15 protein-coding genes are annotated in these 23,324 nt (G+C 69.4%); 12 read left to right on the top strand and 3 right to left on the bottom strand.

All coding sequences use genetic code 11. The features are described 5' to 3' along the window. The first annotated feature begins 50 nt into the window (after positions 1-50). Both ACFYNU_RS19060 and ACFYNU_RS19065 read left to right on the top strand, forming a co-directional pair. On the top strand, positions 51-554 hold the full coding sequence (locus ACFYNU_RS19060) for a DUF485 domain-containing protein (protein WP_356591862.1): 504 nt from the start codon (positions 51-53) through the stop codon (positions 552-554). Further along, positions 551-2,155, top strand: a complete 1,605-nt coding sequence (locus ACFYNU_RS19065) for a cation acetate symporter (protein WP_356591860.1) — start codon at positions 551-553, stop codon at positions 2,153-2,155. Before ACFYNU_RS19060 ends, ACFYNU_RS19065 begins: the two co-directional genes overlap by 4 nt. A 16-nt stretch (positions 2,156-2,171) precedes the next feature. Here the strand turns inward: ACFYNU_RS19065 and ACFYNU_RS19070 are convergent, their stop codons facing one another. After that, positions 2,172-2,852, bottom strand: coding sequence for a response regulator (locus tag ACFYNU_RS19070; protein WP_356591858.1), 681 nt, complete (start codon positions 2,850-2,852; stop codon positions 2,172-2,174). Then, positions 2,849-4,540, bottom strand: a complete 1,692-nt coding sequence (locus ACFYNU_RS19075) for a sensor histidine kinase (RefSeq protein ID WP_356591856.1) — start codon at positions 4,538-4,540, stop codon at positions 2,849-2,851. Before ACFYNU_RS19075 ends, ACFYNU_RS19070 begins: the two co-directional genes overlap by 4 nt. Before the next feature lie 345 nt (positions 4,541-4,885). Here ACFYNU_RS19075 and ACFYNU_RS19080 point away from each other — a divergent pair, with 345 nt between their 5' ends. The 9 genes from ACFYNU_RS19080 to ACFYNU_RS19120 all read left to right on the top strand — a co-directional run bounded on the left by ACFYNU_RS19080 (position 4,886) and on the right by ACFYNU_RS19120 (position 19,209). Further along, on the top strand, positions 4,886-9,172 hold the full coding sequence (locus ACFYNU_RS19080) for a discoidin domain-containing protein (protein WP_356591854.1): 4,287 nt from the start codon (positions 4,886-4,888) through the stop codon (positions 9,170-9,172). Between the two features lie 115 nt (positions 9,173-9,287). Beyond that, positions 9,288-10,295: a LacI family DNA-binding transcriptional regulator gene (locus ACFYNU_RS19085; RefSeq protein ID WP_356591852.1), complete on the top strand. Its 1,008-nt coding sequence runs from the start codon at positions 9,288-9,290 to the stop codon at positions 10,293-10,295. A gap of 277 nt (positions 10,296-10,572) precedes the next feature. Next, positions 10,573-11,994 (top strand): extracellular solute-binding protein, encoded by a 1,422-nt coding sequence (locus ACFYNU_RS19090; RefSeq protein ID WP_356591850.1) that lies wholly within the window; start codon positions 10,573-10,575, stop codon positions 11,992-11,994. 85 nt (positions 11,995-12,079) lie between these two features. Continuing rightward, a complete protein-coding gene (locus ACFYNU_RS19095) occupies positions 12,080-13,042 on the top strand; it encodes a sugar ABC transporter permease (RefSeq protein ID WP_356591848.1) in 963 nt (320 codons plus the stop codon). 15 nt (positions 13,043-13,057) lie between these two features. Continuing rightward, complete coding sequence (locus ACFYNU_RS19100) at positions 13,058-13,987, top strand: carbohydrate ABC transporter permease (RefSeq protein WP_356591846.1); 930 nt, start codon at positions 13,058-13,060, stop codon at positions 13,985-13,987. A 120-nt stretch (positions 13,988-14,107) separates the two neighbouring features. Continuing rightward, positions 14,108-15,742, top strand: a complete 1,635-nt coding sequence (locus ACFYNU_RS19105; protein WP_356591844.1) for a glycoside hydrolase family 13 protein — start codon at positions 14,108-14,110, stop codon at positions 15,740-15,742. Between the two features lie 97 nt (positions 15,743-15,839). Next, complete coding sequence (locus tag ACFYNU_RS19110; RefSeq protein ID WP_356591842.1) at positions 15,840-17,609, top strand: glycosyl hydrolase family 28-related protein; 1,770 nt, start codon at positions 15,840-15,842, stop codon at positions 17,607-17,609. Positions 17,610-17,744: 135 nt separating this feature from the next. Beyond that, positions 17,745-18,074, top strand: coding sequence for a hypothetical protein (locus tag ACFYNU_RS19115; protein WP_356591840.1), 330 nt, complete (start codon positions 17,745-17,747; stop codon positions 18,072-18,074). 16 nt (positions 18,075-18,090) lie between these two features. Continuing rightward, complete coding sequence (locus ACFYNU_RS19120) at positions 18,091-19,209, top strand: GTP-binding protein (RefSeq protein ID WP_356591838.1); 1,119 nt, start codon at positions 18,091-18,093, stop codon at positions 19,207-19,209. Positions 19,210-19,225: 16 nt separating this feature from the next. Here the strand turns inward: ACFYNU_RS19120 and ACFYNU_RS19125 are convergent, their stop codons facing one another. Continuing rightward, complete coding sequence (locus tag ACFYNU_RS19125) at positions 19,226-21,676, bottom strand: DNA topoisomerase IV subunit A (RefSeq protein ID WP_356591836.1); 2,451 nt, start codon at positions 21,674-21,676, stop codon at positions 19,226-19,228. A gap of 267 nt (positions 21,677-21,943) precedes the next feature. Between ACFYNU_RS19125 and ACFYNU_RS19130 the strand changes: the two genes are divergently transcribed. Next, positions 21,944-23,308, top strand: a complete 1,365-nt coding sequence (locus ACFYNU_RS19130) for a pitrilysin family protein (RefSeq protein ID WP_356592010.1) — start codon at positions 21,944-21,946, stop codon at positions 23,306-23,308. The last annotated feature ends 16 nt before the right edge of the window (positions 23,309-23,324 follow it).

The following is a 23,324-nucleotide window of genomic DNA, read 5'->3' on the forward strand; positions in this document are numbered from 1 at the left end:
CCATCCTTGGGGCGCGGCCGAAACGGCCCGCTGACAAGGAGAGTTGACCGGTGGAGAAGCAGGACGGGCGCGGCGCCGCGGAGTTGCGGACCGACGACCCCTGGTACGACGCACTGGCCTCCGGCTGGGGCGAACTGGACGGCACGGGTACGCCGATGACACCCGCCGTACCCGCACCGGCCACGGACGCGGGCCCCGCCCCGGCCGAGATCTATCTGGAGGTCCAGCGGAGCGCCGCCTTCCAGGAGGTACGGCGCCGCTACCGAAGGTTCGTCGGTCCGGCCACCCTCGCCTTCCTGCTCTGGTATCTGGCGTATGTCGTCGCCGCGACCACGGCGCCCGGTCTGATGGCCCGCCCGGTGGCGGGAGCCGTGAACGTGGCGATGGTCGCCGGACTGGGCCAGTTCCTCAGCACCTTCCTGCTGACCTGGGCATACGTACGCCATGCCCGGCTGCACCGGGACCGGGACGCGCTCGATCTGCGCTGGAGCGTCTTCGACCGGACGAGGGCTCACGCGCACCACGGGCCCCGGGCGGGGGAGCGGCGGCGATGAGCGGCGACCACCAGACCCTGGCGCTGCTGCTGTTCAGCGCGTTCATCGCCGTCACCCTCGGGATCACCACCTGGGTGAGCCGCCACCGGCACGGCTCGGCGGAGGAGTTCTACACGGGCGGACGGCTCTTCTCACCGATGGAGAATGGTTTCGCCATCGCGGGCGACTACATGTCGGCCGCCTCCTTCCTCGGCATCTCCGGCCTCATCGCCCTCTTCGGCTACGACGGCATGCTCTACTCCGTCGGCTTTCTCGTCGCCTGGCTCGTCGTCCTGCTCCTGGTGGCCGAACTCGTCCGCAACTGCGGCCGGTTCACCCTGGCCGACGTCGTCGCCGCGCGGATGCGGGAGCGCCCGGTCAGGATCGCGGCGGGAACGTCCTCGGTCGCCGTGTCCGTGCTCTATCTGGTGGCGCAGATGGTCGGCGCGGGCAGCCTGGTCGCGCTGCTGCTGGGCGGCACCAGCGGGGCGGCGCGCGCGTGGACGGTGATCGGCGTCGGCGCGCTGATGGTCGTCTATGTGACGCTCGGCGGGATGCGGGCCACCACCTGGATCCAGATCGTCAAGGCCGTGCTGCTGATGGCCGGCACGATCGCGCTGACCGTGCTCGTACTGCTCCGTTTCCACGGCGACTTCAACGCGCTGCTCACGACCGCGGCCGAACGCAGCGGCCACGGGAAGGAGTTCCTTGCCCCCGGCCTCGCCTACGGCGGCGGCTGGACCGCGCGCTTCGACTTCATCAGCCTGGGGCTCGCCCTGGTGCTCGGCACGGCCGGACTGCCGCACATCCTCTCCCGCTTCTACACCGTGCCGACCGCCCGCGCCGCGCGCCGCTCGGTCGTCTGGGCCATCGGGCTCATCGGCGGCTTCTATCTGATGACGATCGTGCTCGGCTTCGGCGCGGCGGCCGTGGTCGGCACGGACGAGGTCCGCGCGTCGAACGCGGCGGGGAACACGGCCGTGCCGCTGCTCGCCCTCGATCTCGGCGGCGGCGCGGGCTCCACCGGCGGAACGGTCCTCTTCGCGGTGGTCGCCGCCGTCGCCTTCGCGACGATCCTCGCCGTCGTCGCCGGTATCACCCTCGCCTCGTCGGCCTCCGTCGCGCACGATCTGTACGCCTCGCTCAGACGCCGTCGGGCGGACTCCCGCGCCGAGCCACGCGGCGAGGTCGCCGTGGCCCGGCTCGCGGCGGCCGGTATCGGCGCCGTCGCCATCGCGCTCGGACTGCTCGCCCGCGATCTCAACGTGGCCTTTCTCGTCGGGCTCGCGTTCGCCGTCGCCGCCTCCGCCAATCTCCCCGTACTGCTCTACTCCCTGTTCTGGCGGAACTTCACCACGCGCGGAGCGGTCTGGTCGGTCTACGGCGGGCTGGTGCCCGCCGTGCTGCTGGTGGTCTTCTCACCCGTCGTCTCCGGCGGCCCGGAGGCGATCTTCCCCGGCGTGGACTTCCAGCTCTTCCCGCTCCAGAACCCGGGTCTGGTCTCGATCCCGCTCGGTTTCCTGGCGGGCTGGCTCGGCACGGTCCTCTCCCGTGAACGCCCGGACGAGGCCAGGCACGCGGAGTCGGAGGTGCGTTCACTCACCGGCGCGGGCGCGGTCTGACGGGGCGACCGGTGGCTCAGCCGCTCGTCGCCCACGCGTAGCGGTGCTCGGGGCGCCCCGTCTCGCCGTACCGCAGGCTGAGCCGTACCCGCCCCGCCCGCTCCAGCAGTTTGAGATACCGCTGCGCCGTCTGCCGGCTCATCCCCGCGCTCTCCGCGATCTCGTGCGCGGAGAGCGGCCCCTCGGCGCCGAGCAGCACCTGGCGCACCACCTCGGCGGTGCTCGGCGAGTGGCCCTTGGGCAGCTGGGGCGGCGCGGCCGACGCCGACAGCGCGCCGAACATCCGGTCCACGTCGGCCTGTTCGGCCTCGCCACCGCTCTCCAGGGTGCGGCGCAGCGTCGCGTACGCCTCAAGCTTCGTGCGCAGCCCGGCGAAGTTGAACGGCTTGACCAGATACTGGAGCGCCCCGTGGCGCATCGCCGACTGGACGGTGGCCACGTCACGCGCGGCGGTCACCATGATCACGTCGGAGCGGTGGCCGAGCCCGCGCAGTTCCCGCACCACCGAGAGCCCGTCGCGGTCGGGCAGATAGTGGTCGAGCAGGATCAGGTCGACGGGCCGCTCGGTGAGCCGGGTCAGTGCCTCCGCCCCCGAGTGCGCCTTGGCGACGACCCGGAACCCGGCGACCTTCGCCACATAGGCGGTGTTGATGTCGGCGACCCGGATGTCGTCGTCCACGACCAGTACGTCGATCATCGTGTCTCTCCTGTGCCGACGGGCTCCGCCGGATCGTGGACGAGATCCCCCGCGCCGTCCCGTCCCATGTCCGCCGACTCGGTCAGCGCCTCGGGCAGTACGACGGTGAACTCGGCTCCCCCGTCGGCGGATTCGCCGACCCGGGCGCTGCCGCCCTGACGCTCGGCGAGCCGGTGGACCAGGGCGAGACCCAGTCCGCGCCTGCCGTGGGCGGGCAGTTCCTTCGTCGTCCAGCCCTCGGTGAAGACGAGTTCGCGCTGCTCGGGCGGGACTCCGGGGCCGCTGTCGGAGATCCGCAGGACGACCGTACGGCCTTCGGCCCGTACCTCCACCTCGATGCGCGGGTCCTCCGATCCGGCCGCCGCGTCCAGCGCGTTGTCGACGAGATTGCCCAGCACCGTGACCAGTCCCTGCGGGTCGACGAGCCGGTCGGGCAGCAGGGTCGCGGGCGAGATACGCAGCGAGACGCCCCGCTCGGCGGCGACGGTGGCCTTGCCGACCAGCAGGGCGGCCGGCAGCGGATCGTGGATCCGCTCGGTGACCTGCTCGGCGGTGGCCCGGTGCACGCCGACGACCTCGGTCACGAACTCCACCGCCTCCTCGTGCATCTCCAGCTCCAGCAGCCCCATCAGCGTGTGCATCCGGTTGGCGTGCTCATGGTCCTGCGCCCGCAGCGCGTCGATGAGCCCGCGGGTGGCGTCCAGCTCCCGGCCCAGCTGTTCCAGCTCCGTGCGGTCACGGAGGGTGGCGACCGCGCCGCCGTCGTCGGTCGGCATCCGGTTGGCGATGAGCACCCGGCCGCCGCTCACGGCCAGCAGGTCCTCGCCCGCCACCCGGCCCGCGAGGACGTCGGTGGTACGGCCGGGGCCGAGCACCGTGTCCAGGGGCTGCCCCGTGGCCTCGGGCCCCAGCCCCAGCAGCCGCTGCGCCTCGTCGTTCATCAGCCGGATCCGCCCCGACCCGTCGAGGGCGATCACACCCTCGCGCAGGCTGTGCAGCATCGCCTCGCGTTCCGCGAGGAGCGCCGAGATGTCGGAGAAGGCCAGGTCGTGGGTCTGGCGCTGGAGCCGCCTGGAGATCAGATACGCGGCCAGCGCGCCGACGGCGAGGGCGCCGCCCGCGTACGCGAGGAGTCCGGGGATCGTCGCCAGCAGACGCTCGCGGACGCTGTCGTACGCGATGCCCACCGACACGGCGCCGATGATCTTCCCCGAGGCGTCGCGCAGCGGGACCTTGCCGCGCGCCGAGCGGCCGAGGGTGCCGGTGTCGATCTCCATGACGTCCCGGCCGGCGATCGCCTCGCTGGGGTCGGTGGAGACGACCTTGCCTATCTGTTCGGTGTCGGTGTGTGACCAGCGGACCCCGCGTCTGTCCATGATCACGACATAGTCGGCGCCGGTGGCCCGGCGGATGCGCTCGGCCTCGCTCTGCACGGGCCCGTCGACCGAGGGCCGCGACGCCAGCAGCGCGTCCGCCACCGGCTGGGACGCGGTCGTCTCGGCGATCGCGAGCGCCCGGCGCATCGCCTGGTCGTCGAGCTGGTCGCTCAGGGGTCTGAGGAACAGTCCGGTGGCGAGCACGGCGGTGCCCGCGGCGATCGCCAGCTGCATCAGCAGCACCTGGGAGAAGACACGCTGTGGCCAGCCGAATCGCCGTCGTCGCTGGGGGGTCGTCGGTCCGGCGTTCATGGTTCAGAACGGTAGACGGCGCAGGTGTCTTTCTGAAATTTCCAGGATTACGCAAATGACTTACGTGTCTTGCGGGCCGCTTGCGGTGCCCTGAAGAGCCACCCGAAAGCTGACTGATAGGGGCCGGTGGGTCCGTCTTGGGTGTTTTCGAGCCAGAGAACGGCCGACTTGGTTCTGTCGGAGCAGTGGACGCTCTCGCATTTCTCTGCAACTCTCTGACCGCGTAACGCAAAAGATCCCGCTCGTCAGTGCAGAAAACGCTTGTCGCACCAGCCAGGTGGCACCAGCCATGCAGACAGAGCCGCGCCTCGCCGCCCCCGCGCCGAGGCCGAAGATCGGGGATACATGAGATCTCATCGATGGAGATGGCGGGCGATCTCCGCCGCCGTCACCACCAGTCTCCTGATGGTCGGCGTGCCGTCGCTCACCGCTTCGGCGGCCGACGGCCCCAACATCGCCGCGGGCAGTACCGCGGCGGCGAGCAGCGCCAAGAGCGACCACTCCGCCCGGATGGTCGCCGACGGCAATCAGTCGACCTACTGGCAGGGCTCCGGCAAGAGCCTCCCCCAGTGGGTCCAGACCGATCTGGGCTCCGCCGCCCGGATCGACCAGGTCACGCTGAAACTCCCCGCGGACTGGGAGACCCGCCGCCAGACCCTCGCCGTCCAGGGCAGCGCGGACGGCACCAGCTTCGCCACGTTGAAGACGTCCGCCTCGTACACCTTCAGTCCGGGCGAGGCCAACGAGGTCAGCATCTCGTTCCCCGCCACCCGGACGCGTTACGTCCGCGTGAACATCACGAAGAACTCCGTCGCGTCCGCGGGCCAGCTCGCCGAGCTCCAGGTCCACAAGGCCGCCGCCGCTTCCGTGAACCTCGCCGCCGGCCGCACGCTCACCGAGAGCAGCCACACCGAGGTGTACGCGGCGGCCAACGCCAACGACGGCAACAAGGCCAGCTACTGGGAGAGCCGCAACGGCGCCCTCCCGCAGTGGCTCCAGGCCGACCTCGGCTCGTCCGTCGGCGTCAACAGCGTCGTCCTGAAACTGCCCGACGGCTGGGGCGCCCGGAGCCAGACCCTCAAGCTCCAGGGCAGCACCAACGGCACGGCCTTCACCGACCTGACCACGTCCAAGGCGTACCAGTTCGCGCCCGGGTCCGGCAACACGGTGACGATCCCCTTCGACGCCACCACCACGCGCTACGTACGGGTCCTGGTCACCGCCAACTCCGGCCAGCCCGCCGCCCAGGTCTCCGAGCTGGAGATCTACGGCCCCGAGACGGGCGACACCCAGGCGCCGACCGCGCCCACCGAGCTGGCGTACACCGAGCCCGCCTCCGGTCAGATCAAGCTGACCTGGAAGGCGTCGACCGACAACACCGCGGTCACGGGCTACGACATCTACGCCAACAACACGCTGCGCACCAGCGTCGCCGGCAACGTCACCACCTTCACCGACACCCAGCCCGGCAACGCCGACGTCTCGTACTACGTACGGGCCAAGGACGCGGCCGGCAACACGTCGGGCAACAGCAACACCGTCACCCGTAAGCCGCCGGGCGGCGACACCCAGGCGCCGACCGCGCCCACCGGTCTCGCCCACACCTCGCCCTCGCCGACCCAGGTCAAGCTCACCTGGCAGGCGTCCAGCGACAACACGGCGGTCACCGGCTACGAGATCTACGCCAACAACGTGCTGCGCGAGACCGTCGCGGGCAACGTCCTGACCTTCACCGACACCCAGCCGGCCAGCACCACGGTCTCGTACTTCGTCCGGGCCAAGGACGCGGCGGGCAACCGGTCGGGCAACAGCAACACGGTCACCCGCACCGGCAGCACCGGCTCGGTCTCCAACCTCGCCGTGGGCAAGCCGATCAGCGCCTCCTCCGTGGTCCACACGTTCGTCGCGGCCAACGCCAACGACAACTCGACGTCGACCTACTGGGAAGGCGCCGGCGGCAGTTACCCCAACACGCTGACCGTGAAGCTCGGCGCCAACGCCTCCACCGAGAGCGTCGTCGTCAAACTCAACCCGGACAGCAGCTGGGGACCGCGCACCCAGAACATCCAGGTGCTCGGGCGCGAGCAGAACGCCACGGGCTTCACCAGCCTGGCCGCCGCGAAGGACTACGCGTTCAGCCCGGCCTCCGGGAACCAGGTGACCATCCCGGTCTCCGGCAACGTCGCGGACGTCCAGCTCAAGTTCACCTCCAACACCGGCTCCGGCGCGGGCCAGGTGGCGGAGTTCCAGGTGCTCGGCGAGCCGGCACCCAACCCGGACCTCCAGGTCACGGCCGTGACCGCGAGCCCCGCCGAGCCGGTCGAGTCGAACCCGATCACTCTGACGGCGACGGTCCGCAACAACGGCACGGTCGCCGCGGCGGCCAGCTCCCTCGAATTCCGCCTCGGCGACTCCAAGGTCGGCACGGCGGCGGTGGGCACCCTCGCCCCCGGCGCGTCGGCCAACGTCAGCGCCGCGATCGGTCCGCGCGACGCCGGCTCCTACGAACTCAGCGCGGTCGCCGACATCGCGGACGCGGTGATCGAGCAGAACGAGACCAACAACACCTACACCGCCTCGGCCCCGCTGGTGGTCAAGCCGGTCGCCAGCTCCGACCTGGTGGCCACACTCGGCACCTCCCCGTCCGCCCCGGCGGCCGGAGACACGGTCAACTTCTCCGTCTCGGTGAAGAACCAGGGCACCGTCGCCTCCGCGGGCGGCAGCCACGGCATCACCCTGACCGTGGTCAACTCCGAGGGCGCCACGGTGAAGACCCTCACCGGCGCGCACAGCGGAGTCATCGCGGCGGGCGCCACCGCGCCGGCGGTCGCCCTCGGGACCTGGGCCGCCGCCAACGGCTCGTACACCGTGAAGGTCGTCCTCGCCGACGACGCGAACGAGGTGCCGGTCAAGCGCGAGAACAACACCAGCAGCCAGTCGCTGTTCGTCGGCCGCGGCGCGAGCATGCCGTTCGACATGTACGAGGCCGAGGACGGCACCACCGGCGGCGGCGCGACGAAGGTCGGCCCCAACCGGACGATCGGCGACATCGCGGGTGAGGCGTCGGGCCGCAGGGCCGTCAACCTCGACGCGACCGGCGAGTTCGTCGAGTTCACCACCCGGGCCAGCACCAACACCCTGGTCACCCGCTTCTCCATCCCCGACTCCGCCGGCGGCGGGGGCATCAACTCCACGCTCAACGTCTATGTGGACGGCGTCTTCCTGAAGGCGATCGACCTCACGTCCAAGTACGCCTGGCTGTACGGCGCCGAGGCGGGACCGGGCAACTCCCCAGGCCAGGGCGCGCCCCGTCATATCTACGACGAGGCGAACGTGATGCTGGGCAAGACCGTCCCGGCGGGCAGCAAGATCAAGCTCCAGAAGGACGCGGCCAACAGCACCACCTACGCGATCGACTTCATCAACCTGGAGCAGGTCGCACCGGTCGCGAACCCGGACCCCGCCACGTACACGGTGCCGGCCGGCTTCACCCACCAGGACGTGCAGAACGCGCTGGACCGGGTCCGGATGGACAACACGGGCACCCTGAAGGGCGTCTACCTGCCGGCCGGTGACTACCAGACGGCCAGCAAGTTCCAGGTGTACGGCAAGCCCGTACAGGTGATCGGCGCCGGTCCCTGGTACAGCAAGTTCCACGCCCCGTCGACGCAGGACAACACCGACATCGGCTTCCGGGCCGAGGCCGCCGCCGCGGGTTCGTCGTTCAAGAACTTCGCGTACTTCGGCAACTACACCTCGCGTATCGACGGTCCGGGCAAGGTGTTCGACTTCTCGAACGTACGGAACATCGAGATCGACAACATCTGGAACGAGCACATGGTGTGCCTCTACTGGGGCGCGAACACCGACGACATGACCATCAAGAACTCCCGGATCCGCAACATGTTCGCCGACGGCATCAACATGACCAACGGCAGCACCGGCAACCACGTGGTCAACAACGAGGCCCGGGCGACGGGAGACGACAGCTTCGCGCTGTTCTCGGCGATCGACGCCGGCGGCGCGGACATGAAGGACAACGTCTACGAGAACCTGACGTCGATCCTGACCTGGCGCGCGGCGGGTGTGGCCGTCTACGGCGGCTTCAACAACACCTTCCGCAACATCCATATCGCGGACACGCTCGTGTACTCGGGCATCACGGTCAGCTCGCTGGACTTCGGCTATCCGATGAACGGCTTCGGGACCGAGCCCACGACGATCGAGAACGTGTCGATCGTCAGAGCCGGCGGTCACTTCTGGGGCGGGCAGACGTTCCCCGGCATCTGGCTGTTCTCCGCGTCCAAGGTGTTCCAGGGCATCCGGATCAACAACGTGGACATCGTCGACCCGACGTACAGCGGGATCATGTTCCAGACCAACTACGTAGGAGGACAGCCCCAGTTCCCGATCAAGGACACGATCCTCAGCGACATCTCCATCACCGGTGCGAAGAAGAGCGGTGACGCCTACGATGCCAAGTCCGGCTTCGGACTGTGGGCGAACGAGCTGCCGGAGGCGGGGCAGGGTCCCGCGGTCGGTGAGGTCACGTTCAACGGTCTGACGCTGAGCGGCAACGCTCTGGACGTGAAGAACACCACGCCCAACTTCAAGATCCATATCAACCCGTAGCGCCCGGCACCGCGCCGTGGTGCCGTCCGGGACTCCCTCGGGCGGCACCATGGCTGTGCAGGGACTTTACGCTGAGAAGTAAGTAGCTTGCATTGTTTGCGCTAGTCTTGCGTGTATGACGCGACGACTTGCTCAGGTGGCTAAGAAGGTTGGGGTCAGCGAGGCCACGGTCAGCCGGGTGCTCAACGGCAAGCCGGGAGTTTCCCAGGCCACCCGGCAGTCCGTGCTGACGGCGCTGGACGTGCTGGGGTACGAGCGGCCGACGCAACTGCGCGGCGAGCGCGCCAGACTGGTCGGGCTCGTCCTGCCCGAGCTCCAGAACCCGATCTTCCCGGCCTTCGCCGAGGTGATCGGCGGCGCGCTGGCCCAGCAGGGGCTCACCCCCGTCCTGTGCACGCAGACCAAGGGCGGCGTCTCCGAGGCGGACTACGTCGAACTGCTGCTCCAGCAGCAGGTGTCCGGAGTCGTCTTCGCCGGCGGTCTGTTCGCCCAGGCCGACGCGCCCCACGAGCACTACCGGCAGCTCCACGAGCGCAAGATCCCGGTGGTGCTCATCAACGCGCCCATAGAGAACCTGGACTTCCCCACCATCTCCTGCGACGACGCCGTCGCCGTCGAGCAGGCGTGGCGGCATCTGGCCTCGCTCGGCCACGAGCGCATCGGCCTCGTCCTCGGCCCGGCCGACCACGTACCGTCGCGGCGCAAGCTCGCCGCCGCCCTCGCGACCGTGAAGGCGGCGGGGGAGTCGCTGCCCGACGAGTACATCGAGCGGTCGATGTTCTCCTTGGAAGGCGGCCAGGCCGCCGCCGCGCGGCTGCTGGACCGCGGGGTCACCGGCATCATCTGCGCCAGTGACCCGCTGGCGCTCGGCGCCGTACGGGCCGCCCGCCGGCGCGGACTCGACGTCCCCGGCGAGGTCTCCGTCGTCGGGTACGACGACTCCGCCTTCATGAACTGCACCGAGCCGCCGCTGACGACGGTCCGTCAGCCCATCGAGGCGATGGGGCGGGCCGCGGTCGAGCTGCTGTGCGCCCAGATCCAGGGCGGTGCCGTGCCGCCCGGCGAGCTGCTGTTCGAGCCGGAGCTGGTCGTACGCGGCTCCACGGCGCAGTCGCCGCGCTAGGCCCTGTCCCCGTCTTCCGGCCCCCGTGCGGGCCTTGCAAGCCCCTTCCAGGGCCCCCTCGGGGGCCCTGTGGCGGTCCCGCGGGTCCTGTCTGACAAATCCCGCCCTGTCCAACTCCGGGCCCCCGGGCGGGTCGTGACCCATGCGGAAGGCTGTCAAACTTTTACGAAAACGGCGCGAGATCTTGCGGTCTCCTGTCGACGGTGGTTGAGTGTGCCGCGCCCCGGCAGAGTTTCAGCCGTGGGCCTTCCACGCTCATGCCCGAAGGGGACCATCGATGAGAAGTGCTGGGTTCCGCCGTAATCGCCGTATCGACCGCACCGCCGCGGCCGCCATTGTCACCGTGCTCGCCCTGACTCTCGCCGCCTGCGGCACGAGCAGCAGCAGTAGCGACGACGACGGCGACTCCGGCGGCGGGTCGTCCGACCCGTCAGCGCCGTTGGACCCGAAGGCCAAGGTGACACTCTCGATCGACTGTATGCCGCCGGCCGCGAAGGCCGCGGAGTTGAAGGAGTGGAACGAGGACGTCAAGGAGTTCAACAAGACGTACCCCAACGTCAAGATCAACGGGAAGTCCACGCCGGGCCAGTGCCTGGAGCCGCCGCGCTTCACCGCGATGCTCAAGGCGAAGTCCCAGCCCGACGTGTACTACACCTACTTCACCGACCTTCAGCAGGTGCTGGACAACGACGGCGCCGAGGACATCTCCGCGTACGTCAACGACAAGTCCGTGCCCGCGCTGAAGGACATCGACCCCAATGTGCTGGACGTGCTGAAGAAGGACGGCAAGCTCTACGGCCTGCCGACCAGCAACTACACCATGGGTCTGCTGATCAACCGGAAGCTCTTCGAGCAGGCCGGACTGGACCCCAACTCGCCTCCCACCACCTGGGAAGAGGTCCGTACGGCGTCCGACAAGATCGCCGGGATCGGCGGCGGCGTCTCCGGCTTCGGCGAGTACAGCGCCGGCAACAACGGCGGCTGGCACTTCACCGCCTCGCTCTACGGACTCGGCGGCGACGTCGTCGACGCGTCGGGCAAGAAGGCCGCGTTCAACACCGACCTGGGCAAGCAGGTCCTGGAGAACCTGCGCACCATGCGCTGGGACGACGACAGCATGGGCAAGACCCAGCTGCTCAAGTGGGGCGACCTCCAGAAGCAGATAGCCACCGACAAGCTGGGCATGTTCCTCGCGGCGCCCGACGACATCACGTACATGGTCCAGCAACTCGGCGCCAAGTACGAGAACTTCGGCATGGGACCGATCCCCGGCGCCAAGGCGACCCTCTTCGGCGGCAACAACTACATGATCAAGAAGGGCAGTTCGCCCGACAAGATCAAGGCCGCCATCGCCTGGCAGAACTTCAAGTTCCTCACCCCGGGCAAGGGCCAGTTCGAGTGGGAGCGCAGCAAGGCGGACAAGCTCCCCGTCGGACTGCCGCAGCCGAACTTCTGGCTCGGTGAGTCCAAGGCCACCGACGACGCGCAGCGCAGCGAGCACGCCACGATGCCGGTCGAGAACTTCAAGCCCTTCATGGACAACCCCGTCAAGGGCAAGGCCGAGCCGCCGAAGGCGCAGGAGATCTACAAGATCCTCGACGTCGCGATGTCGGGCGTGCTGACCAACGAGGACGCGGACGTCGACAAGCTGCTCACGACCGCCGAGCAGCAGGTCAACCAAGTCCTGGCGACGCAGTAACGGACGCGCGGGACCGGGTCACGCGGACCCGGTCCCGCCCCGGCCGTGAGTCAACGAGTCTGCGTACCGGCACCGAGGAGAGAGCATGTCGGCCCCCACCCTGTCCAAGAGCGAGGCGAAAGAGCCGAGCCCCGGACGACGCCCCGGCTCCGCCCGGACGGACTCCGCCCGCGAGGAGTTCCTGCGGTCCGTACGCCGCAATCTCTCGGCGCACGGGTTCCTGATCGGAGCCGTGCTCTGCTTCTCGTTCTTCTCCTGGTATCCGATGGTCAGGGAATTCATCCTGGCCTTCCAGAAGAACGAGAACGGAGAGACCACCTGGGCCGGCTGGTCCAACCTCACGTACATCTTCAACGATCCGGCGTTCTGGCAGGCGTGGCGCAACACGCTGCTCTTCACCGCGCTCGCGCTGCTGCTGGGATTCATCGTCCCGTTCGTCATCGCCGTCGTGATCAACGAATTCCGGCACGGCCAGGGATATCTGCGGCTGCTCGTCTATCTCCCCGTCATGCTGCCGCCGGTCGCCTCCGTACTGCTGTTCAAGTACTTCTACGACCCCGGATACGGCCTGTTCAACCGTATCCTGGAAGTCTTCGGGCTCCCGGCCCAACAGTGGCTCCAGGACACCGACACGGCCATGATCTCCGTGGTCATCGCGGCGACCTGGATGAACATGGGCGGCGCGACCCTGATCTATCTCGCCGCGCTCCAGGGTATTCCCGGTGAGCTGTACGAGGCGGCCGAACTCGACGGCGCGGGAATATTCCGCAAGATCTGGCACGTCACCATCCCGCAGACCAAACTCATTCTCTCGCTGATGCTGCTCATGCAGATCATCGCGACGATGCAGGTATTCACCGAACCGTTCCTGCTCACCAACGGGGCCGGTCCCGAGGGGTCGACGACGACGGTCGTCTATCTCATCTACCAGTACGCGTTCAACTTCAACAACTACGGCAGCGCGGCGGCACTCGGACTCGTTCTGCTCGTACTCCTCGCGGGCTTCTCCGCGGTGTACGTGCGCCTCAGCCGCAGCAGCGAAGACTAGGAGGGGAGAGAAGGCATGACAGCGAACACGCTCATACCGCGGCGCAAGCGGGCCGCCACCGTCGAAGTCGCCCGCCCGCGGACCCTGATCTCACCGGCCCAGCTGGGCAGATCCCGCGGCAGGACGCTCTACTGGGTCGTCTTCGCCCTGGTGGTCCTTCTCTTCACCCTGGTCTTCCTCGGGCCGCTCTACTGGATGGTCACCGGCGGTCTCAAGACCACCCAGGAAGTGGTGCAGAGCCCCCCGACGGCCTTCCCCACCTCCCTGCATCCGGAGAACTACGAGCAGGCCTGGAAGGTGATGGACCTGGCCAAGCTGCTCTTCAACACCCTGTACTACGCGTTCGGCGCGCTCGCCTTCCAGCTGATCTTCGACGTGGCCGCCGCCTACTCGCTCTCCAAGCTGCGGCCGATCTTCGGCAAGGCCATCCTCGGCCTGATGCTGATGACGCTGATGATCCCGGCGACCGTCCTCGTCGTGCCCCAGTACCTGACGGTGCTCGACGTACCGATCGTCGAACGGAATCTGCTCAACTCGCCCTGGGCGATCTGGCTGCCGTCCGTGACCAACGCCTTCAACATCTTCCTGCTCAAGAGATTCTTCGACTCGATCCCCCGGGAGCTGCTGGACGCGGCGGCCATCGACGGGGCATCGGCGACGCGCACCCTGAGATCCGTGGTGCTGCCGATCTCCCGGCCGATTCTGGGAGTCGTGTCGATCTTCGCGGTCGTGGGCGTCTGGAAGGACTTCCTCTGGCCGATGCTGACCCTGCCCGATCCGAGCAAACAGACGCTGAACGTGGGCATCTACTCGCTCGCCAGCGGTGTGCCGGAGAACGTCCTGATCGCCGCGCTCACCATCGCGTCCGTCCCGACGCTGCTCATCTTCCTGCTCTTCCAGCGCAACATCATGAGCGGTCTGACCGCGGGCGGCCTGAAGGGCTGATCGTCCTCTCCGCCCCCGTCCGGCCCACTCCCCAAGCGCTCCGCCGCCGGCTCACCCATCCAGCGCCCCGTCGACCGGGGGCCGGCGGCGGAGTCCCCACCTGCCCGAAAGGACCGTCACGTGGCAGCCAACCAGCCGGCCGAGGCCACCGTCGAATGGTGGCGCGACGCCGCCATCTACCAGGTCTATGTACGCAGCTTCGCCGACGGCGACGGCGACGGCACCGGCGATCTCGCCGGCGTGCGGTCCAGGCTGCCGTATCTCGTGGAACTGGGCGTGGACGCACTGTGGTTCACCCCCTGGTATCTCTCGCCGCTCGCCGACGGCGGATACGACGTGGCCGACTACCGGACCATCGACCCGGCCTTCGGCACCCTCGCCGAGGCCGAGAAACTGATCGCCGAGGCCCGTGAACTGGGTCTTCGTACGATCGTCGACGTCGTGCCCAACCATGTCTCCGACCAGCACGTCTGGTTCAAGGCGGCTCTCGCGGCCGGACCGGGCAGCCCCGAGCGGGAGCTGTTCCACTTCCGCCGGGGGCGCGGGCCGGACGGCGAACTCCCCCCGAACAACTGGGTGTCCGAGTTCGGCGGCGTCCCCTGGACCCGGCTGGAGGATGGCGACTGGTATCTGCATCTGTTCGCCACCGGGCAGCCCGACCTCAACTGGGCCCACCCGGCGGTCCGCCGCGAGCACGAGGACGTGCTGCGTTTCTGGTTCGACCGGGGCGTGTCGGGCGTACGGATCGACTCGGCCGTCCTGCCTGCGAAGGACCCGGCCCTGCCCGACTTCACACCGGGCACCGACCCCCACCCCTTCGTGGACCGCGACGAACTCCACGACATCTACCGCTCCTGGCGCGCCATCGCCGACGAGTACGGCGGCATCTTCGTCGGCGAGGTCTGGCTTCCCGACGCCGAGCGCTTCGCCCGCTATCTGCGCCCCGACGAACTGCACACCGCCTTCAACCTCAGCTTCATGTCCTGCCCCTGGGACGCGGACCTGCTGCGGACCGCCATCGACGACACGCTCGCCGAGCACGCGCCGGTCGGCGCCCCCGCCACCTGGGTGCTCGCCAACCACGACGTCACCCGCACCGTGACCCGTTACGGGCGCGAGGACACCGGCTTCGACTTCGCGGCCAAGGCGTTCGGCACCCCGACCGATCTGGAGCTGGGCACCGGACGGGCCCGCGCCGCCGCGCTGCTCTCGCTGGCGCTGCCCGGCGCCGTGTACGTCTACCAGGGCGAGGAACTGGGCCTGCCCGAGGCCGACATCCCGCGTGAGCGCATCGAGGACCCGATGCACTTCCGGTCCGGCGGTACGGATCCGGGCCGGGACGGGTGCCGCGTACCGCTGCCCTGGACGGCCGACGCGCCGTACGCCGGCTTCGGGGGAGACACCGAGCCGTGGCTGCCGCAGCCGGAGTCCTGGGCGAAGTACGCCGCGGACCTCCAGACCGGCGACCCGGGGTCGATGCTCACCCTGTACCGGGAGGCGCTGCGGCTGCGCCGTACGGAGCCCGGATTCGCCGTCGTCCGGGCGCCTGGGGACGCGGCCGAGGCGCCGCTGACCTGGCTGCCGTCCGGTCCCGGCGTGCTGTCCTTCACCCGTACCGACGGCCTGATCTGCGTCGTCAACCTCGCCGGGCCCCCCACGGAACTGCCCGGCCACACAAGCGTTCTGCTGACCAGCGGCCCCCTGGACGACGAGGGGAGGCTGCCGCAGGACACCGCGGCCTGGCTGCGGAGCTGACCTCCGCGGCCGAACCGCCCGCCCCGGCACGGGGCGGGCGGAAGGCGTAGGCCCACCTGCCATCCCTCCGCCCCACAGGAAGGTGCAGGACCCGCACATGAAACTGCATGTCAGGAACATGACCACCGGGCGCGCGATGCTGTCGATCGCCACCGCCGTGTCCGTCGCGGCCACCGGACTCGCCCTCGTCGCCCCCACGGCGACGGCCGGGCCCACGGAGACGGCCGACGCCCCCAGGGCGGCCGGCGCGGCCCTCCCGTTCACCTCCGTCGAGGCGGAGAGCGCCACCACGAACGGATCGGCCGTCGGCCCCGACCACACCCAGGGCACGCTCGCCTCGGAGTCCTCCGGCCGGCGCGCCGTCCAACTGGCGGCCGGCCAGAGCGTGGAGTTCACGCTCCCTGTGGCCGCGAACGCCGTCAACCTCGCGTACAGCGTCCCCGACGGCCAGTCCGGCACCCTCGCCGTCTACATCGACGGGGTGAAGACCGACACGACGCTCGCCGTCACGTCGAAGTACTCGTACGTCGACACCCCCTGGATCGCCGGTTCCAAGACGCACCATCTCCTCGGCAACACCCGCGCGCTGCTCGGGCGGGATCTGCCCGCCGGCGCGAAGGTGAAGTTCGAGGCGAGCGTCCCGACCGCGATCGACGTCGCCGACTTCGAGCAGGTCGCCGGGCCCGCCGGAGCCCCGTCCGGCGCGGTCTCCGTCGTCGACAAGGGCGCCGACCCCAGCGGCCAGGGGGATTCGACGCAGGCGTTCCGCGAGGCCGTCGCCGCCGCGAAGGGCGGCGTCGTCTGGATCCCGCCGGGCGAGTACAAGCTCACCCAGTCGCTCAGCGGCGTGGACGACGTTGAGCTGCGGGGCGCGGGCAACTGGCACTCCGTGGTGCGCAGTTCGCGGTTCATCGACCAGTCGAACGCCCCGACCGGCAACGTGGGGCTGCACGACTTCGCCGTCATCGGCGAGGTCACCGAGCGCGTCGACAGCAATCCGGACAACTTCGTCAACGGCTCACTCGGCCCGAACTCAAGCGTCTCCGGGATGTGGCTCCAGCACCTCAAGGTCGGTCTCTGGCTGACCGGCAACAACGACAACCTCGTCGTGGAGAAGAACCGCATCCTCGACATGACGGCCGACGGGCTCAACCTGAACGGCACGGCCAACGGCGTACAGGTGCGGGAGAACTTCCTGCGCAACACCGGCGACGACTCGCTCGCCATGTGGTCGCTGAACACCACCAACAGTTCAAGCACCTTCGCCAACAACACCATCTCGCAGCCCAACCTGGCCAACGGCATCGCGATCTACGGTGGCCGCGACATCACCGTCAAGGACAATCTGGTTCTCGACACCAACGCCCTCGGCAGCGGTATCGCGATCTCCAACCAGAAGTTCATGGACCCGTTCTTCCCGCTGGCCGGCACGATCACGGTCTCGGGGAACACCCTCGTACGCACCGGCGCGATGAACCCCAACTGGCAGCACCCGATGGGCGCCCTGCGGGTCGACTCGTACGACAGCGCCATCGAGGCGAACGTCAACATCACCGGCACCACCGTCACCGACAGCCCCTACAGCGTCTTCGAGTTCGTCTCCGGCGGCGGCACGGGCAAGGCCGTCCGCAATGTGACCGTCGACGGCGCCACGGTCGACGGCGTCGGGACGGTCGTGGTCCAGGCCGAGACACCCGGAGCGGTCACCTTCAAGGGCGTCACGGCGACGGATGTGGGTGTCGCCGGTACGTACAACTGCCCGTACCCGGCGGGCAGTGGCACCTTCGAGATCACCGACGGCGGGGGCAACTCCGGCTGGGACACCACCTGGGACGACTGCGCGACCTGGCCCGAGCCGGTCCGGTAGGCGCGACCGGCCCTCGGATCGCCGGACAGGCTCGATGCTCTGTCCTCGATCGCCGGACGGCTCGTCGAGCCGTCCGGCGATCGAGGCGACCCGGCCTCCAAACCTCGGCCCCGCACGGCCAATTACGATGGGCCCATGGGTGTCAACATCATGCTCGTCATCGGGGTGGAAGAGCTGGCGGACGAGGCGGAGGCCGTGTCCGTCGCGAACGCGCTCACCGATCTGGTCCGTGAGGAGGGCTTCGAGGAGCATGAGCTCGGCGTGCGGTGGGGCGTCGAGGACGGCAAGCACTGGGTCGCCGGTCAGACCGACCATCCCGTCGGCATGACTCGCTTCTACGCGTGGCGTCCGCGCTTCGAAGTCACCCTCCAGGAGCGGGTCCACGCGGTCGCGCCCTCGGCCAAGGCGGGATTCTCCTGGTGGAATCGGGACGAACTGGCCGCCCGAAGAGAGCGTTCGAGCTGACACGGGGGATCGGAACGTGGCCGACAGGCAGATCCCGGTGGTCGTCCTCGCGGGCTTCCTCGGCTCGGGCAAGACGACCCTGCTCAACCATCTCCTGCGCCGAAGGGCCGGCAACCGTGTCGCGGTCGTCGTCAACGACTTCGGGGCCGTCGAGATCGACGCCATGACCGTCGCGGGCCAGGTCGGCTCCACGGTCTCCCTCGGCAACGGCTGTCTGTGCTGCGCCGTCGACGCGAGCGAGCTCGACGGCTATCTGGAGCGGCTCAGCCGCCCCGCCGCGCGGATCGACCTCATCGTCATCGAGGCGAGCGGCCTCGCCGAGCCGCAGGAAATCGTCCGGATGATCCTCGCCGGCGACAGTCCGCGCACCGTGTACGGAGGGCTCGTCGAGGTCGTGGACGCGGCCGAGTTCGACGCCACCCGCGAACGGCACCCCGAGACCGACCGGCATCTCGCCGTCGCCGACCTCGTCGTTCTGAACAAGACCGACCGGGTGACTCCCGCCGAGCACGAACGCGTCCGCACGGTGATCGGGACGCTCGCCCCAGGAGCGGCGGTGGTCTCCGCGTCGTACGGGAGGATCGACCCGGGGCTGCTCTTCGACCCGGCCACCCGCCCCGCCGAGGACGAGAAGATCCGCCAGCTCTCCTTCGAGGACCTGCGCGACGACGAGGCCGACGACGGGGTTGGGGACGGGGACGGGGACGGGGACCAGGAGCACGCGCACCATCCGCACACCGCGTACGAGAGCCTGTCGTACGACGAACCGGCCGCCATGCACCCGCGCCGGCTCATGACCTTCCTCGACTCACGGCCGGAAGGGCTCTACCGCGTCAAGGGATTCGTGGACTTCGGCGCGGCCGACCCCGGCAACCGCTACGCCGTACACGCCGTCGGCCGCTTCCTGCGGTTCTACCCCGAGCCCTGGCCACGCGGCGCCGAGCGCCGTACACAGCTCGTACTCATCGGCTCCGGCATCGACCGCGACGCCCTGGAGAAGGAGCTGACGCTCTGCGCCGTCACCGAGGCCGACGTGGGGACCGCTGCCGACAGTGGTGACGGCTCCGCCATGTGGGGCGTCCTGCGCTACGTACGGTCCGAGCCGGCGGCCGAGGAGGCCGCCGACCCGATCTGAGCGCCCGCGCCGTACGTCAGCTGGCCGGACCGGCCAGTACGGCGACGACCGACGGCGGCGGCGTGCCCGAGCCGTCCCTGCGCGGATCCGGCTCCGGCAGCTTCGCCGGTGACCCGTTCTTCAGCGCGGCCCGCGCCGGGGCCGCACCCGCCCAGGCGAGGATCAGCAGGTCCTCGCCCTTCAGGAACCGCTGGCAGCGCACCCCGCCGGTGGCCCGCCCCTTGCGCGGATACTGGTCGAACGGCGTCAGCTTCGCCGTCGTCTCCGAGTCGTCCAGCGTGCCGTGGGAGCCCGCGACCGTGTAGACCACCCCGTCGCCCGCCGGGTCGACCGCCGTGAAGGAGATCACCGAGGCGCCCTCGGTCAGCTTGATGCCGGCCATGCCTCCGGCGGGCCGGCCCTGCGGCCTGACCTGCGAGGCCTGGTAGCGCAACAGTTGGGCGTCGGAGGTGATGAACACCAGATCCTCCTCGCCCGTGCGCAGCTCGGCCGCGCCCACCACCCGGTCACCCTCCTTGAGGCTGATGACCTCCAACTCGTCCTTGTTGGACGGATAGTCGGGGACGACCCGCTTCACGACACCCTGGAGCGTGCCCAGCGCCAGGCCCGGCGACGACTCGTCCAGCGTCGTCAGACACACCAGCTCCTCGTCCGGCTCCAGCGTCAGGAACTCCGCGAGCGGCGCGCCGCCCGACAGATTCGGCGCCGACGCCGTGTCGGGCAGTTGCGGCAGGTCGATGACGGAGATCCGCAGCAGCCGTCCGGTCGAGGTGACCGCCCCGACCTCGCCGCGCGCCGTCGCCGGCACGGCCGAGACGATCACGTCGTGCTTCACCCGCTTGCCGTCGCCGCTGCCCAGCGGCCCGCCGTTGGCCGTACGCGCCAGCAGCCCGGTGGAGGACATCAGCACCCGGCACGGGTCGTCCGCCACCTCCAGCGGCACAGCAGCGACCGGCGAACTGCCCGACTCCAGCAGCACCGTGCGCCGGTCCGTGCCGAACTTCTTCGCCACTGTGGCCAGTTCGCCGGAGACGAGCTTGCGCAGCTCGGCGTCCGACTCCAGGATCCCGGTCAGCTCGTCGATCTCGCCGTTGAGCCGGTCGCGCTCGCTCTCCAGCTCGATCCGGTCGAACCGGGTGAGCCGGCGCAGCGGCGTGTCCAGGATGTACTGCGTCTGGATGTCGCTCAGCGAGAAGCGCTCGATCAGCCGCTCCTTGGCCTGCGCCGAGTTGTCGCTCGACCGGATGAGGCGGATGACCTCGTCGATGTCGATGAGCGCGACGAGCAGCCCCTCGACCAGATGCAGCCGGTCGCGCCGCTTGGTCCTGCGGAACTCGCTGCGCCGGCGCACGACGTTGAAGCGGTGGTCGAGATAGACCTCCAGCAGCTCCTTGAGCCCCAGCGTCAGCGGCTGACCGTCCACCAGCGCCACGTTGTTGATGCCGAAGGTCTCCTCCATCGGCGTCAGCTTGTACAGCTGCTCCAGCACCGCCTCGGGGACGAAGCCGTTCTTGATCTCGATGACCAGACGCAGCCCGTGCGCGCGGTCCGTGAGGTCCTTGACGTCGGCGATGCCCATCAGCTTCTTCGCCGAGACCAGGTCCTTGATCTTGGCGATCACCTTCTCCGGGCCGACGGTGAAGGGCAGTTCGGTGACGACGAGGCCCTTGCGGCGCGCGGTGACGTCCTCCACGGTGACCGTGGCGCGGATCTTGAACGTCCCGCGCCCGTTCGCGTACGCGTCCTTGATGCCTTGCAGGCCCACGATCCGGCCACCGGTGGGCAGATCGGGCCCCGGCACGTACCGCATCAGGGTGTCCAGGTCGGCGCCTGGGTGCTTGATCAGATGCCGGGCGGCGGCGATGACTTCACCCAGATTGTGCGGCGCCATGTTCGTCGCCATGCCGACAGCGATTCCGGAGGCGCCGTTGACCAGCAGATTCGGATACGCGGCGGGCAGCGTGACCGGTTCTTGCTCCTGGCCGTCGTAATTCGACTGGAAATCGACGGTGTCCTCGTCGATCGACTCCGTCATGAGTGACGTGGCGTCGGCCATCCGGCACTCCGTGTACCGCATGGCGGCAGGCGGGTCGTCGTTGCCGAGAGAACCGAAGTTGCCGTGCCCGTCGACCAGCGGCAGCCGCATCGAGAAGGGCTGCGCCATCCGGACGAGGGCGTCGTAGATCGACGCGTCCCCGTGCGGGTGCAACTTGCCCATCACCTCGCCGACGACGCGGGCGCACTTCACATAGCCGCGGTCGGGGCGCAGGCCCATCTCGTTCATCTGGTAAACGATGCGGCGGTGCACCGGCTTCATGCCGTCCCTGGCGTCGGGCAGGGCACGGGAGTAGATCACCGAGTACGCGTACTCAAGGAAGGAGCCCTGCATTTCATCGACCACGTCGATGTCGAGGATCTTCTCCTCGAAGTCCTCCGGCGGCGGGGTCTTCGTGCTGCGGCGGGCCATCGCTGCTGCGGCTCCTTCACAGGTCTGTGCGGTTCTGGACGGACAACGTGCGGACAACTTGAGTAACTGACGCGGACCATTGTGGACCGCCGCACCGACAACGCCGACCTCGACCCGTCGTTGAACGGCCCGAGGCGCCGTTTCCGGAGCCGGGGAGGAACCGATGGCGAGTCCTCGCCGCCTCGTCCGGCACGGGAACTTCGCCAGGCGTCGGCACGCTTGCATACAGTGGCAGGACTTCTCCATATCGCGATCGAAGGGACGTACATGCCCATGGGTCACACGGCCACAGCGCAGGCCGGTTCCGGCGGCCTGACAGCGACCGAGCACCGGCTCGCCAACGGACTGCGCGTGGTGCTCTCCGAGGACCACCTGACCCCGGTCGCCGCGGTCTGCCTCTGGTACGACGTCGGCTCACGCCACGAGGTCAAGGGCCGTACGGGCCTCGCACACCTCTTCGAGCACCTGATGTTCCAGGGCTCGAAGCAGGTCAAGGGCAACGGTCACTTCGAACTGGTGCAGGGCGCCGGCGGCTCGCTCAACGGCACCACCAGCTTCGAGCGCACCAACTACTTCGAGACCATGCCCACCCACCAGCTGGAGCTCGCCCTCTGGCTGGAGGCCGACCGGATGGGCTCGCTGCTCTCCTCCCTGGACGACGAGGGGATGGAGAATCAGCGCGACGTCGTGAAGAACGAACGCCGCCAGCGTTATGACAACGTGCCCTACGGCACCGCCTTCGAGCGGCTGACCGCGCTCTCCTACCCCGAGGGCCACCCCTACCACCACACCCCGATCGGCTCGATGGCCGACCTGGACGCGGCGACCCTCGACGACGCGCGCCAGTTCTTCCGTACGTACTACGCGCCGAACAACGCGGTGCTCTCGGTCGTCGGCGACATCGACCCCGAGCAGACCCTCGCCTGGGTCGAGAAGTACTTCGGCTCGATCCCCGGCCACGACGGCAAGCAGCCGCCGCGCGACGGCTCGCTGCCCGACACCATCGGCGGGCAGCTCCGCGAGGAGATCCACGAGGACGTCCCGGCGCGCGCGCTGATGGCCGCCTACCGGCTGCCGCAGGACGGCACCCGCGAGGCCGACGCCGCCGACCTGGCGCTCACCGTCCTCGGCGGCGGCGAGTCCTCGCGGCTCCACAACCGCCTGGTGCGCCGTGACCGTACGGCCGTCGCCGCCGGATTCGGACTGCTGCGCCTGGCCGGCGCCCCCTCGCTCGGCTGGCTGGACGTCAAGACGTCCGGCGGCGTCGAGGTGCCGCAGATCGAGGCCGCGGTCGACGAGGAACTGGCCCGGTTCGCGGCCGAGGGCCCCACGGCCGAGGAAATGGAGCGCGCCCAGGCCCAGTTGGAGCGCGAATGGCTCGACCGGCTCGGCACGGTCGCGGGCCGCGCGGACGAACTGTGCCGGTACGCGGTGCTGTTCGGCGACCCGCAGCTGGCGCTGACCGCCGTCCAGCGGGTGCTGGACGTCACGGCCGACGAGGTGCGCGAGGTGGCCGCGGCCCGACTGCGCCCGGACAACAGGGCGGTGCTGGTCTACGAGCCGACGACCGCCGACGACGAGGACGCCGCCTCCGACGAGATCACCGACGAGCACGAGGGGGCGGACCAGTGAGCGACGCTGCCGTGAC

Origin of the sequence: Streptomyces sp. NPDC006643 (assembly GCF_042870175.1) — a bacterium.
GTDB lineage: Bacteria > Actinomycetota > Actinomycetes > Streptomycetales > Streptomycetaceae > Streptomyces.